Here is a 13,014-nt window from a genome sequence, read left to right on the forward strand (position 1 = left end):
AATACGAATACCCTAATTGCCTGTGGCTTAGTTGACTTTGATCAATTCATGGGTTTGACTTCAAGAGTATAAGAATGGGTACTTACGGGGTAAAAAGTAGTTCTCACAACCTGTTATTAACCAACAGCAAAAATAGAAACACGGGGATATTATGTTAGGACACATTGTTGGGTTGCTTTACGATCCGCAGACTGAATGGAAAAAAATTGGCGCTCTGCCTGAGGAAACCCTCAAGCGCATGAGTATCTACTTCATTTTTCTGGGCATGCTGCCGGCCATTGGTTTCTACATTGGCACAACTCAGTTCGGCTGGACCATTATCGGCGATGAACCAGTGCGAATTACCGAGGGTAGCGCCATACCGCTGGTGGTTTTGTTCTACTTTGCCCTGATGGGGGCTTTGATCTTTATCGGCTGGATGATTGGCTGGATGTCAAAGACTTATAACGCCGAAGTCAACTCCTTCAAGGGTTTTGTGTTCATGGGACTGTGTTGCAGCCCGGTGTTCCTGGCGGGAATTTTTGCGGTTTACCCCGTCTGGTGGTTTGACCTGTTACTGGCCACCGCGGCCTGCAGTTATGCCATTCGTCTCATGTACCTGGGTATTCCCGATGTCATGCACGTACCGGAAGATCAGGGCTTCCTGTACGCCAGTGCCGTTTTTGCTATGGCGCTGGTCTACGTGGTGGTGGTACTGGTAGCCACCGTGCTGCTGTGGGAATATGTCGCCGCGCCGGTATTTACCAACTAGAAAACAATATTGTTATGAAGAAGCCGGGCTATTGCCCGGCTTTTTTGTTGCCCTGTGTTTGTGTTGTGGTGACGGCATTCGTTAGAGTGGGGCATTGTGGGAACAGTGATTGGGAGGCTGAAAATGCGTTTGTTACACACCATGTTGCGAGTGGGTGATCTGGAAAAATCCATTGCCTTCTATCGGGATGTATTGGGTATGCAGTTACTGCGTCGCAATGACTACCCCGAAGGGAGATTTACTCTGGCTTTCCTGGGTTACGGTGGGGAAGCAGAGAATACCGTGCTGGAGTTGACCCATAACTGGGATACCGAACACTATGACCTGGGTAATGGCTATGGGCATATTGCCATTGGCGTCGATGATGTCTATGCAGCTTGTGAGCGAATCCGTGCATCCGGTGGCAAAGTGGTGCGCGAACCGGGTCCGATGAAGCACGGTTCCACAGTGCTGGCCTTCGTGGAAGACCCGGACGGCTACAAGGTTGAGCTGTTGTCTGAAGACTGATCAGAATTCGTATTCCAGCAGCGCCCGGAAGGTGTTGTTGGCGCTGTCTTCATCGAGCCCGTAAATCAAGCCTATTTCCCAGTGCAGGTTGCGGCGGATGCCAGCCTTCAGGTCACCCATAAGCACTGGTCCAAGTGCCTTCGTGTCCTGTCCGGCATAAAACTCAACGGCGGGTTCCAGCCATCGGGATAGCCGATAGCGGGTTTGTAAGCCCAGGGAGGTTTCGATTTCATCGTCGATATCCGAGCCCCACTCCTGGCTGACCAGGAAGTTGGCGGTACCGCTCCAGCGCCCCCATTCCTTTTCCACCAGTACGCCGGTAGAGAACTCCCAGATACTTTCGTTGGATTCCTTTTCAAGCTCAAATAGCAGGCCCCAGTCCGCCCAGAATTCACCCTGTTCAGTGAGCTGCCATTTAGCTTCGAGCTCATAGGCTTCCAGCTTGAAACCGGTGTCTTCTGACTGTTCCCCGGTCAGGTAGATTTCACCAAACCAGCGATCACCAAAGGCGCGCCCGTAAGAAAAGCGGTGTAGTTGCAGGTTATCTTCCTGTCCAGGCTGGTCATCCTGGTAGATGGCCCGCCACTCCAATTCCTGCTCGAGGGCATCTACATAGGGGTGGTAAATTTTGTCAACGGAGTTGCCGTCAGCAATTGCCAGACCGGAGAACACCAGAAGGACAAAGGGTGCATAACCTGAACTCGGGAGGCGAATGGCAGGAAATATCATTGGCAGTCAATCCTCCTTTCTGTCTGCCAGCAGGGGCTGGCGTTTGAGATGTCGCTGTCGGCTGCCAAGCCAGCCCATCAAAGCCACAAGAATGATGCCTGCAGCATAAGCTACGCCCTGAAGTACGGAAGGCGTTGCTTCATAACCGACAAGTGCATATAGCAAATGACCGGGTATGGAGTTTTCCGGCAACCAGTGGCCACTGTCCCAAAGGATTGCAGTAGGAGGCAGCCAGTCGGCCTGTGTGAGCAGCAGTGTCGCCTGAGAAGACATATTCCCGGCAATCAGGGCCAGTAGTAGCAGACAACAGGACGTTATCCAGCACCGTGGCAGCCAGAACAGGCTGTAATAGAGGAGTATGCCCACGCTGATGCCAATGCCCGCGCCAATGCCCGCACCCGTCAAGGTCGGCTGTAGGTGCGATGGCTGGCTTAACACTCCTTCGATATAGATAAATACCTCCGCACTTTCCCGTGTCAGGGAAAATGCCACACTGGCCACCATGCAGATGGTTACTAACCGTTGTCGCCCCGGTGACCGATCGCCGGACATGGAAAATGCAAATAGGGCCAGTAGCAGTGTGATTGCGTACTGCATACTGGCGTTGACGACTTCCTGGCCCACGTAATCAAACCATTCGGACACGTTGGCCATGTTTAGGGAGAGCAGCAGTGATCCAGCAAAGCCAGCGCTGAGTGCTGTGAGCAGCCAGTAAGGCCTCCTTTCATCTAGGCGACTGAAGACCATCAGCACACTTACCAGCAGCGCCGCTTCGAGAATTTCCTGGAGTATCAGAACTACCGAATTCAAGAACATGGAATATCTGCCTCAATATTCATGGGGTCACCACCACTTTTCCCTGTGCGGTTTTAGGGTAAAACTCCCCGAAAAATGGGTATTCCCCTTGAGGCAATGGGCCAATAAAGATGACGGTCTTGCGGTTACCGGGAATGACTTTTTCCCGGTTCAGTTCATAGCTCTCGAATTCTTCCGGTGTAGGGTCTTCATTGATCACCAGCAGCTTGACCTTGGTATCTGCGGGAATTTCCAGAGTCTCGGGGAAAAATAGATGATCTTTGATCCTCAGCTCGATCACTGGTGTACCTGCCATGGAAGTTTGGGCCAGCAGGATACACAGGGTTGCCAGTGCGAAGCGTAAGTAGTACCTGATGATTCTAGTCATGGCTGTCTGGTGTCCGGGGAAACAGAATAATGAACGCCGTTCCTGTGTCAAAACTGGATGGTGCGATGCTGGTGCGTGCGTTGTGCAGGTCTGCAATGTGTTTGACAATGGTAAGCCCGAGGCCACAACCCTGAACAGCAGCCACGTCCTTAATATGACTTAGGCGCTGAAAGCGCTCGAACACCTTGCTGTAATCCGTGGGTGAAATACCCGGACCGGAATCTTCAACTTTCAGGCAAATGTGGCCACCGACAGCCTCTGTCGTGACCCGAATCTGCCCGCCAGGTGGGGTGTATTTGTTGGCATTGCTGAGCAGGTTTTGCAACAGCGTGGTGAGGGCAAACGGGTCTCCCTCTACAAAACAGTTATCACCTTCCAGTTCCAGTAGTTGATTGCATTTTTCAAAATCATGGTGCTGGTTGGCAATGACTTCCTGTGCTAGTTCGTAAAGGTTGAGGCGAGTCATTTGATGGGAAAACTCTTCCGGCGTCGAACGATACAGGGATAGGAGTTGCTCCACCAAGTGCTGCATCCGTTCAACGCCGGCCTCCAACTGGGCAAAGGCTTCATTACCCTGAGGGACTTCCTCCCGCAGGTTGTGCAGCTGTACCTTGAGGGCACTGATGGGGGTGCGCAACTCGTGTGCAGCATCGGCGGTGAAACGCTTTTCCCGGTCCAGTGCACTGCCGAGGCGGCGCATCAGGGCATTAATGGAGTGGTTGACCTGTTTAAGCTCGCTTTTCAGATCCGGTATGGCTATGGGGGTGAGGTCATTGGCTTGCTTGTTTTTCAGTTGTTCGGAAAGATCCCGCAACGGCTTCAGGCCCCGGCTCACAATCAGCCAGATCAGCAGGCCGGCCAAAGGAATGCCCAGCAGGATGGGTAGCACGGCCTGAGTGATCACGCTTTCCGCGAGCATGTAGCGCAAGTCACTGCGCTCTGCGACGATGATCCAGTTGTTGTGGTTGTCGTCGTAGAAAACCAATGTTCGCCAGCGATAGCCGTTGAAATTTGCGTGATCAAATCCGGGCAGCAACTCGATAATCGGTTGGCGCAGGCTGGGTGCTGAGGTGGCAATCAGCTGGTTGTTATGCCACACCTGGTAGGCCAGGTTGTTTTGAGGGCTGGGAGGTGTCTGTATCTGCTCAGTATGCAGGTTGGCAATCAGTTTGGCGGTCTGATAGAGCTGGTTGTCAAACAGTTGCTCCGCTTCCCTCAGGCTGGCCTGGTAACCCTGCAGGGCAGCGACAAAATTGAACAGGGTAAGGATTGCCAATATAGAGGCAATCAGGAACAGCCTGATGGAGCTCACGGCGGTGCGACCTTATAACCGACACCGCGAACTGTTTTGATGAAGTCAGAACCCAGTTTTTTTCTCAGGTGATGGATATGAACTTCCAGGGCATTGCTGCAAACCTCTTCCCCCCAGCTGTAGAGTCGGGTTTCCAGGGTACTCCGGGTGAGTACTTTACCGGCATTCTCCATCAGGCTTTTTAGCAACATGTATTCCTTGCGGGAAAGCTCCTGGGGTTGCTCGCGAAAAAATACTTCCTGATTGCTGGTATCGAGCGCTACTTCGCCAATCTGGATAAGATTGGATTTGACCGTGCCGAGGCGGCGTTCCAATACTCTGAGCCGAGCCAGTAACTCGGTCATTTCGAAAGGCTTGGCCAGGTAATCGTCGGCGCCACTGTCAAGCCCGGCGACCTTATCATCGACGGAGTCCCGGGCTGTCAGCAGCAATACCGGCAGGGTCTGCAGCTTGTCGCGAATCTTCTTTAGTACCTTCAGGCCATCCATATCAGGAAGACCCAGGTCGAGGATGATGATATCCGGGGGTTCGGTGACAATCACATGAAGACAGGCATCGCCGGTCTCCACATGATTGACGGAATAGCCCTGCTTGCGGAGTGCAGTTTGCAGCCCCTGGGCCAGGGGCCTGTCATCTTCAACCAGCAGAACTTGCATTAGCCAGGATTAGTCCTTGAGTTTTTTCTCTACGGTGGCCAGGGCTGCATCGATCTCCAGTTGACGCCCCTTGTCGGCCAGAGGGCGGTTGGGGCGGGGAGGAGCATTTTTGGCGTTGAGAAGATAGGTTTTGGCTTCAGAGTACCGTTTCTTCGAGATCAGATAGTCACCGAAAAAGTAGTTGCTATCAATACCGTTGGGGTTGATGGACAACGCTTTTTGCAGCAACTCTTCGGCCTTCTTGTCGTCGCCAAAACCGATAGGCCAGCCGGGTACATTGAAATACAGGGTGCCGAGGCTGGTGTAGGCAGAACCATCCAGAGCATCCGCGTTGATTTTCATGGCCGCTTCCAGGTCAGCTTTGGAAGACTTGGCCAGACCCAGCGCGCCGAGACCGCCTTTGGCTCCTGCGTGGGTGGACTTGATAATGCCGCGCCAGATCAATGGTTCGGCTTGATCCGGGTAACTGGCTACCACCTTGTCAGCATCACTGGTCAGTGTTTCAAAGGCGGATAACTGAGCTTTGCCGTTCATTTCGTAATTCACCTTTGCCCAACGGTGTTGCAGGTTGGAAATATCCTCGGTGATACCCGCCCAGGCCGGGGTGGCAGACAGGGTAAGCAGGGTCACAGCAGCTGCCATCAGAGTTGAAAAACGTGACTTCATGGTAAGGCTCTCCATCTGGTATTCATTTTGTCTCGAGCTGGTGCTCTGTGTACTTTCTGATTACGGGAATTTTTTTGACCAGAGCGCTGTGGACGATGCCGGGAAACAGGGCATTGATTCGCACAAACAGCTTTTCCGGCCATCCCATGTAGTGTTGCTGGCGGTTTGATGTCACCAGTTCCACCAGTGCATCGGCCACCCGCTGGGGTGAGTCGGTTTTATTGCCGAGGGCCTGATTCAGGTCGTTGACAGCCGTCGAGTTCAGACTGGTATCGGTGGCCCTGGGGGCCAGGTAAAACACCTTTATGGGCGTATCCGCCAGTTCCCGGCACAGCGCTTCGGAAAAACCCCTCAGGCCAAATTTGCTGGCACAGTAACTGGCAAAACCTGGGTGGCCGATACTGCCGAATGTGGAGCCGACATTGATGATGGCGGCTTCTTCACGGGTTTTCAGTAGCGGTATCAGGCGGCGTGTCAGAAGCATGGGTGACAGCAGATTGGTGGTGATGATCTGCTCAATGGTGGCGTCTGACTGGTATTCAAAAAAGCTGAAATCCAGCGTGCCGGCCAGATTAATAAGCAGGTCGATACCCCCGGATTCCTGGCAGTGGGTGGCAATCAGCTGTCGGCCCTCATCACTGGAAATGTCTGCTGTGATGGCCCGGTGTTGCCCTGGTAGTTCTTCCAACAGGATGTTCAGACTGTCCGTACGGCGCCCCACCAGTAAGAGATGCGCGCCCTGACGTGCCAGAGTTTTAGCCACTGTACGACCGATACCGCCTGAAGCTCCGGTGAGCAGCACGGTTTTATTCTGTAGTTTCATAGAGATGAAGACCTCAGGCGGCCAGGGGAATTCCGTGCCCATCGGAGAGCGAACGGAAAATATCGCCATATAGTCGGTAGAACATGTTGGCGGAATGAATGATCTGCGCCTGTTCTTCTGGAGATTCGATACGGTTCATCAGGTTCTCAAAAAACTTCACATGATCCTGATCCAGAGAGCCGTGGGAATAAAGGTACGAGAATGCTTTCTTGGGAAGGTTCAGCGTTTCCCTGATCTTATCTGCAGCATTTTCAGCGATGCTGACACTGGTGCCTTCCAGTACCTGAACCATGCCAAAAAAGCCGAGGGGATTGATGCGCGTCACCGTGTCGTAGGCGTAGGCGACCATCAGCTCGGTTTCCGGGTGTGGCGTGCTGTGTCGGGCCGCTTCCTTGTCGTAACCACAGGCAGCAATATCATTGAGAATCCATTCCTGGTGGCCGACTTCCTCCTCGATGTATTCCGCCACGGCATCTCTCAGCCACTCCTTGTCTTCTGGCAAGCGCGACCCCACTGCCATGAGCAATGGAGTGGTGTGTTTGACATGGTGGTAGGCCTGCTCGAGAAAACCAATGTATTCGTCCAGGGTGATATTTCCCGCCAATGCCTTTTGAATGATAGGCGCGCTTAGCAGATGCTGTCGCGCTGACAGAGTTTGTTCGTTCAGTGTGTTAAAGAAAGCCATTTTTTGTCTGTACCTGACTTGAGGTTGATATGTTGTGTATAGGCCTCCACAAAGGAGTGCCAGTGAGGGCCATCCAATCCCGGCATGTGTCTACACATTTGCCGAACATCCCGTTCAGAAGCACGGGCCACCGAAAGTCGGCGACGGCACTTTTCGAGATCGATGAGGGCGATATCCACATCAGTGTTTTCACCGGGCTTGATCCGGAAGAACACGTGTTTGTCGTACAGGCAGCCATGCTGCCAGCGTTGGTTGTGTAGTTTGGCCAGGGTTTCCGCCAGCCGTCGATAGACGGCATCCAGCACACGGTCCTTGATGGGTCCATCTGGCTCATTGTTGTACCAGTCCTGGACACATTCGTAACCAGCCAGGTCCCGTGTAACCAGAACAGCCTGTGCTTCGCCATTTTCCATGCGGTTATCGCAGTAGATCACTTCCGGGGTCACGACTCCCAGCTGTTCGCAGATACCTAGGCGGTGGGCTTCGCGAACAATCGTGGGGCAGCCAAACGGGTAGCGCAGAGTGCGGCAGATATGTCCTACCTGTTTTTTGACAAAAAAGGTATCGCCGTTCACTTCGCAGCGCATGACGCCGCTTTCGCCGCCGCGACGTTTATTTGGTTCTTCAACCCAGGTTCCGTTCATGTGCCACCAGTCGTCAAAGTTGTTGGTGGCCGGGTTGCTGTGAGGAGCAGGGGAAAGGGTTTTCATTATTATTTGCCTTTCTTATTATGTACATGCGCCACATAGCATAACCCATGAGGAAATCGCGGTGGTTGATAATCTCAAAGCCGGCGGCATCAAATTCTGATTCGATTTCCTTTCTGGCAACGATAAACCGGTTCTGGTTAGCGTGATCTCCTGACAATTTGCCGCGCTTTGCTTCCAGCTTTTTGCGCCGCCATGATTTGTAGTTGCCATCCACCCAGAGCGACACTACCACCGTATCCCGGGTGACGCGGTGAAATTCCCTGAGAATAGCCAGTCGATGCTCTGGCGAGGCGACATGATGCAGTAGTCGCATACAGAAAATGTTGTCTACGGAAGCATCGGGCATATCAATGGCAAAGGCAGAGGTTCTGAAGGGGATGACCCGCTCTGCCAGGTGTTCCGGCTGGTGAGCCAGGGCCACCTGTAGCATATCCCCTGAGTTGTCAGCGGCATAAATCTGCCGGTGAATGTTTTCCGCCAGCATGGGCCATAACCTGCCCGCTCCGCAGGGAAGGTCCAGCACTGTGTCCGGGTTGCCCGCATCTTCCAAGCATTGACGGGCAAGACGCTGTTCCCGCCAGTTGGATAAACGGCGTGACAGGGACTCGTGGTGTTTGTCGAAATATTGCTGAGCATGAACCCGGTCGTATTTCTCGGAAAATGCCAGGGACGGGGGTACGTCGTTGGTCGCCGCCCGGGAAGTGGTCCTGTCGAGGTATGCGGCGGATGTAGTCATGCGCTGAGCTCCTCCACCCCTGAGTGATACAGGCTATCCAGCAGGGAGCGATAGTGTTCCTGAATGGCGCTTCGCTTGGGCCGGCCGTTATCGGTGATCAGTGAGCGATCTGTTGTCAGCGGAGCAGGCAGAATGGCCCACTGACAAATGCGGGCATAGTCCGGTAGGGAGCGGTTGATATCATCAATAATCGCTTGCAGCTGGCGTCGACTTATTCCGGGCTGCCGGGGTGTAAGCAGGGCAACACAGTAGGGCTCGGCATCGCCAAATACGACAAACTCTGCAAATACCGGATGGGCCAGAAATTCGGATTCGATCCATTCCGGGTTGATGTTGCGACCGTAGCTGGAAATCAGCAGGTTTTTGCGTCTGCCATTAATGAACAAATAGCCGTCATTATCCAGATACCCGAGATCGCCTGTATAAATAGCCTGGTTGCCCCAGCTTGAGGGTTCGTTCACGTAGCCAAGCATCGGATTGCCTGTGACGACCACTTCATCATCAATAATTCTTACCCCAAGGTGGGGTAAGGGTTTGCCACAGCTACCGGGCCGGTGCTGGCGAGTGGCATTCAGACTGACCACAGAGGCACATTCGGACAGTCCATAGCCTTCATAAGCGGGTATGCCCGCTTGCCATGCTTGACTCAGCAGTGCCGGTGAGACACGACTGCCACCCACAGCGACAAAACGCAGGGATGACGGAGCTTGCCAGCCTTTGCTGGCAGCGTTGACCAGCAGTAACAGCAACTGTGGGGTAAGAATCAGGCTGTCGGGCTGATAGCGGCTGATTACGGATGTCATGATTGAGGCATCTACCGAGGAACTGCCACAGAAGCCCAATTCCCGCAAGGAAGGGGCGATCACTTCGCCGCTGGCCATGATGGGTGTATACACACCGGCGACGTTTTCCAACAGGGTGCTCAGTGGCAACAGGCAGAGGTGTCTCGGGTGTTTTAGGGCTACTGCATTAGCCAGCACGGAGGCCTGTTCCAGCAGCTGGTAATTACTCAGGCAGACACCCTTGGGGGAGCCGGTTGATCCCGAGGTATAAGTTATCTTGCCGGTTTGCTGGGGCAGCAGGGCAGGGGTATCACTCATTTCCATCAACAGCAGTTGCAGGTGGTTGCTGCCGGGAAGGATTTCGCTGAGAGTCTCACGGTGTTTCACCTGGGGAAACAGATCCGGCACGGCGGGGTTGTCGCTGATAACGGCATCCACTGGCGTCTCACTTAATGCATGCTGCAATTGCGAGATCGAAAAAAACGTGGGCAGGGGCAAGATGCAGATGTTGGCCAGTTGACAGGCCAGATCGATCACAATCCAGTCAAGACCATTGTCCGCGTGCAATGCCAACGTGCGAATATTCCGTCGTTCAAGTTGTTTCGCCAGCTGTTGGCAGGTCGCTGTGAGCTGTCCCCGTGTCAGGCTTCTCGCCGTATCACGAACGACAACCTGAGTTTCGTCATACAGGTGTTCAAGCTGCGTAACGATATTGACCATGGTGGACTCCGTATTTGATCTGGGCAGCGAGGGTGTCAACCTGGTTGCAGTACAGGGCCAGGATGCCGCCTAAGGTGCGTTTTGCACCGATAATCTGCATGGCGTGGTTGAGATCACCGGCGACCACCAGCGGATTGGTGTGGTAATAGCTGCCCCATTGCTTCAGGACGTTTTGCTCCAGACGCTCCGGCTTGGCTTCATCGATAATGCGCAGCTCAAAACCCAGTCGATTAATGGTTTTTCTGACCTGGGGAGTAGCGGTAAAGGTAATCCAGCGGAATCCGGCACGGTGCAACGTTGCGGCCAGTAGCACGAACAGTAACTGGCTTGAACCGCGGTGGGTGGCGGCGAGGTTGCCGATTTCAACGACACTGAGTCGGTTGGCGGGCGTTTCAAACACCCGCACCACTTCCTGCTCGATGGGTTGGTCGAGGTAGTGCTCCAGAAACAGGGGCTGCTCCTCGACCGGTCTGATGCCGGTTACCGCGCTTAACTGCTCATTACAGCCAAGGCTTAGAAACAGCGGCATGAATTCGTTGATACTGGCGCCGTAGACGGATTGAAATTGTCTGGCAACATAAGTTTCTACCCGTTGCCGGTCTGCAGATTGACGACCGTGCAATGAGAGCTGTGGTCCCGGCCCCAACAATTGACTGAGGCTGCGGGAGGGCTTTTCACTGACCGGGACGGCAGTGTTGTCTGATGTCGTGATAAGAGCCATTTCCAAACCCTATTCCGGTGTATTGCCTGTCAGATTAGTTGGCAATACTTAAGAAACCCTTAACGTTAAAAAAGGTGAAAATGTTTTTTTCAGAGCTACGTTCCAGTGCCGGGAAGTTGCTATAATCCGCGCTCTGCGGACCACCCCAGGTCCACCTCGCCGGCATGCATAGGTCGGTATGTGCTACACGGGACACCCTGTTGATCAATACGCTGATTTCCGCTCTTCTGTTTGCGGTCATCTCAATGGCCAGCGCCGAGGTTTTTTCTGATTGGTTTCATGGCAATCAGGCTACCCCGGGGGAATGTCATGTGGTTGTCGGCGGTGGCGACCTTGATGACACGGATAAGCCTTTTGCTTTTCTGGCGCACAGTTTTCCTGTTGTGCATGAAGCTGAAACAGTTGACAGTATCTGTCATGTTCAACCAGCCACATATCGTGGGACGTATCAGGTTCACGGTATTCGGGCACCCCCATTCTCTCTAAGGCAGTGCTAAAGCCGGGTTTTTTCTGTTTTTCCGGCTTCTGACTAGACGAGTATTCAGGCGGTTTCTGCCACATCGCATTTAGCCTGAACGAAGTCGACACGGCATTGTTCCTCTCTTATCTGTTGTTTTTTGCCATCGGGCTTGCCCGCTTGGCATTGCGTCTACCCCCCTAAGTTCACAATGGAGATTGTGTTATGCATGAACTCACCACCCCGATGATCGTATCCGGGGCAATATTGATTTTGACTTTCCTTGGTATCTTTACCGAGCATCTACACGGCTATAACCGCGCTAAATTTGCCATGGCAGGGGCCGGTGCCATTATTATCGCGGGCCAGATTTATGGCTTCTATTCGCCCGAACTGGCGCTTCACGCCATCGACTGGAATGTGGTGTTCCTGCTGGCAATCATGATGATTGTGGTTTCCATCATGATCAGCACGGGTGGCTTTGAGCATATGGCCGAATATCTGGCGAATCACAGTGGTGGCTCACAGGTCCGGCTGATGGTGTTTTTGGGTACTGCTGTGACAGTGATATCGCTGTTGCTGGATAACGTGACCACGGTCATTATCTTCGGGCCGCTGATTATCCTGATCTGTCAGACCATGGGCATATCGCCCATTCCCTACCTGCTGGCCGCTGCACTGTTATCGGATACCGGTGGTGTGGCAACACTGGTTGGTGACCCGCCCAACCTGATGATCGGTTCTGCTGCAGGTATCGACTTCAATACTTTCTTTATCCACATGGGCCCGCCGGTGGCTCTGGCCTGGTTGAGTATTCTGATCGCCATGCGCTTCCTGTTCCCCAGTGAGTTGTCGATTCCCTGCGGAAACTTTGAATCAGTAGCCCAGTATAAAAATAAGCGCCTGTGGCAAAAGTCTCTGCTGGTCATGGCGTTCATGGTGGTGCTGTTTATCTACCACACCAAGCTGGGATGGGAGCCCTGGATGGTGGCGGCGATTGCCCTGACTATTCTGGTGTTTCTGTCCCGTAAGGTGGACCTGGACAAAGTCACCGGGCATTTGGAAACACCCCTGCTAATGTTCTTTATCGCGCTGTTTATTCTGATTGGCGGTGTTGAAAAAAGTGGGTTGCTGGAGCTGATCGGCGAGCAGTTCAAACCGATCATATTGGAACACCCTCTGGGTGCGGCGCTGCTGCTCCTCTGGGTTGCCGCCATTTTGTCCGCATTGATCGATAATATTCCCTTTACCGCTGCCATGATTCCCGTACTGGCGGGACTGCAGCTTCAGGGAGTGAATGTCAGTGTCATGTGGTGGGCGCTGGCCATGGGTGTCGGCATGGGAGGCAACGGTTCCCACATTGGTTCCACCGCCAACGTCTATATCGTGACCATCTCTGAGCGGCTGGCTAGGGAGACGGGTAATCCTGCCCTGGCGATTACCCCCGGTCTCTGGTTTCGCAAGGGCACTCCGGCAATGTTGCTGACACTCGCTCTTTGCTCAGTCTTTATCTGGTTGGGTTATGACTACCTCTACGTAGAGGGCCTGGCGCGCTAACCAAGCCTGCATACGGTTT

Annotated in this window: 16 protein-coding genes; 4 read left to right on the plus strand and 12 right to left on the minus strand. The window is 53.5% G+C overall.

The features are described from left to right. Nucleotides 1-151 precede the first annotated feature (151 nt). Both ACYZYZ_RS00620 and gloA read left to right on the plus strand, forming a co-directional pair. The gene (locus tag ACYZYZ_RS00620; RefSeq protein ID WP_461482897.1) at nucleotides 152-751 is read left to right on the plus strand and encodes a Yip1 family protein; all 600 of its coding nucleotides are present in this window, start codon (nucleotides 152-154) and stop codon (nucleotides 749-751) included. A gap of 123 nt (nucleotides 752-874) precedes the next feature. Beyond that, the gene (gene gloA, locus ACYZYZ_RS00625; protein WP_305169070.1) at nucleotides 875-1,258 is read left to right on the plus strand and encodes a lactoylglutathione lyase; all 384 of its coding nucleotides are present in this window, start codon (nucleotides 875-877) and stop codon (nucleotides 1,256-1,258) included. Here the strand turns inward: gloA and ACYZYZ_RS00630 are convergent, their stop codons facing one another. Genes ACYZYZ_RS00630 through ACYZYZ_RS00685 form a run of 12 tightly spaced genes read right to left on the minus strand, consistent with a single transcriptional unit; the run spans nucleotide 1,259 to nucleotide 10,981 of the window. Beyond that, a complete protein-coding gene (locus ACYZYZ_RS00630) occupies nucleotides 1,259-1,987 on the minus strand; it encodes a hypothetical protein (RefSeq protein WP_461482898.1) in 729 nt (242 codons plus the stop codon). It lies immediately after the preceding gene. Nucleotides 1,988-1,993: 6 nt separating this feature from the next. Further along, a complete protein-coding gene (locus tag ACYZYZ_RS00635; protein ID WP_461482899.1) occupies nucleotides 1,994-2,803 on the minus strand; it encodes an FTR1 family protein in 810 nt (269 codons plus the stop codon). 19 nt (nucleotides 2,804-2,822) lie between these two features. Then, the gene (locus ACYZYZ_RS00640) at nucleotides 2,823-3,170 is read right to left on the minus strand and encodes a cupredoxin domain-containing protein (protein ID WP_305169067.1); all 348 of its coding nucleotides are present in this window, start codon (nucleotides 3,168-3,170) and stop codon (nucleotides 2,823-2,825) included. Then, complete coding sequence (locus ACYZYZ_RS00645) at nucleotides 3,163-4,482, minus strand: ATP-binding protein (RefSeq protein WP_461482900.1); 1,320 nt, start codon at nucleotides 4,480-4,482, stop codon at nucleotides 3,163-3,165. The genes ACYZYZ_RS00640 and ACYZYZ_RS00645 overlap by 8 nt, the downstream gene beginning before the upstream one ends. Beyond that, nucleotides 4,479-5,138 carry a response regulator gene (locus tag ACYZYZ_RS00650; RefSeq protein ID WP_461482901.1) on the minus strand — a complete coding sequence of 220 codons (660 nt, stop codon included), beginning with the start codon at nucleotides 5,136-5,138 and terminating at the stop codon, nucleotides 4,479-4,481. The genes ACYZYZ_RS00645 and ACYZYZ_RS00650 overlap by 4 nt, the downstream gene beginning before the upstream one ends. A 9-nt stretch (nucleotides 5,139-5,147) precedes the next feature. Next, nucleotides 5,148-5,804 carry a tetratricopeptide repeat protein gene (locus tag ACYZYZ_RS00655; protein ID WP_305169064.1) on the minus strand — a complete coding sequence of 219 codons (657 nt, stop codon included), beginning with the start codon at nucleotides 5,802-5,804 and terminating at the stop codon, nucleotides 5,148-5,150. A 22-nt stretch (nucleotides 5,805-5,826) separates the two neighbouring features. After that, nucleotides 5,827-6,627: an SDR family oxidoreductase gene (locus ACYZYZ_RS00660; RefSeq protein ID WP_461482902.1), complete on the minus strand. Its 801-nt coding sequence runs from the start codon at nucleotides 6,625-6,627 to the stop codon at nucleotides 5,827-5,829. Between the two features lie 13 nt (nucleotides 6,628-6,640). Next, entirely contained in the window at nucleotides 6,641-7,312 is a 672-nt protein-coding gene (locus ACYZYZ_RS00665; protein ID WP_305169062.1) for a TenA family transcriptional regulator, read from the minus strand. Beyond that, nucleotides 7,291-8,022: a lipopolysaccharide kinase InaA family protein gene (locus ACYZYZ_RS00670; RefSeq protein WP_461482903.1), complete on the minus strand. Its 732-nt coding sequence runs from the start codon at nucleotides 8,020-8,022 to the stop codon at nucleotides 7,291-7,293. The genes ACYZYZ_RS00665 and ACYZYZ_RS00670 overlap by 22 nt, the downstream gene beginning before the upstream one ends. Continuing rightward, a complete protein-coding gene (locus ACYZYZ_RS00675) occupies nucleotides 7,970-8,758 on the minus strand; it encodes a class I SAM-dependent methyltransferase (protein WP_461482904.1) in 789 nt (262 codons plus the stop codon). Before ACYZYZ_RS00675 ends, ACYZYZ_RS00670 begins: the two co-directional genes overlap by 53 nt. Further along, complete coding sequence (locus ACYZYZ_RS00680) at nucleotides 8,755-10,260, minus strand: AMP-binding protein (RefSeq protein ID WP_305169059.1); 1,506 nt, start codon at nucleotides 10,258-10,260, stop codon at nucleotides 8,755-8,757. Before ACYZYZ_RS00680 ends, ACYZYZ_RS00675 begins: the two co-directional genes overlap by 4 nt. Beyond that, nucleotides 10,235-10,981: a thermostable hemolysin gene (locus ACYZYZ_RS00685; protein WP_461482905.1), complete on the minus strand. Its 747-nt coding sequence runs from the start codon at nucleotides 10,979-10,981 to the stop codon at nucleotides 10,235-10,237. The genes ACYZYZ_RS00680 and ACYZYZ_RS00685 overlap by 26 nt, the downstream gene beginning before the upstream one ends. A 200-nt stretch (nucleotides 10,982-11,181) precedes the next feature. On the opposite strand from ACYZYZ_RS00685, the gene ACYZYZ_RS00690 reads away from it, so the two are divergent. Further along, nucleotides 11,182-11,478 (plus strand): hypothetical protein, encoded by a 297-nt coding sequence (locus ACYZYZ_RS00690; RefSeq protein ID WP_305169057.1) that lies wholly within the window; start codon nucleotides 11,182-11,184, stop codon nucleotides 11,476-11,478. 185 nt (nucleotides 11,479-11,663) lie between these two features. Further along, nucleotides 11,664-12,995, plus strand: coding sequence for an ArsB/NhaD family transporter (locus ACYZYZ_RS00695; RefSeq protein ID WP_305169056.1), 1,332 nt, complete (start codon nucleotides 11,664-11,666; stop codon nucleotides 12,993-12,995). Nucleotides 12,996-13,014: the final 19 nt, after the last annotated feature.

The sequence above is a fragment of the Porticoccus sp. genome (genome assembly GCA_023261185.1).
GTDB lineage: Bacteria > Pseudomonadota > Gammaproteobacteria > Pseudomonadales > Porticoccaceae > Porticoccus > Porticoccus litoralis.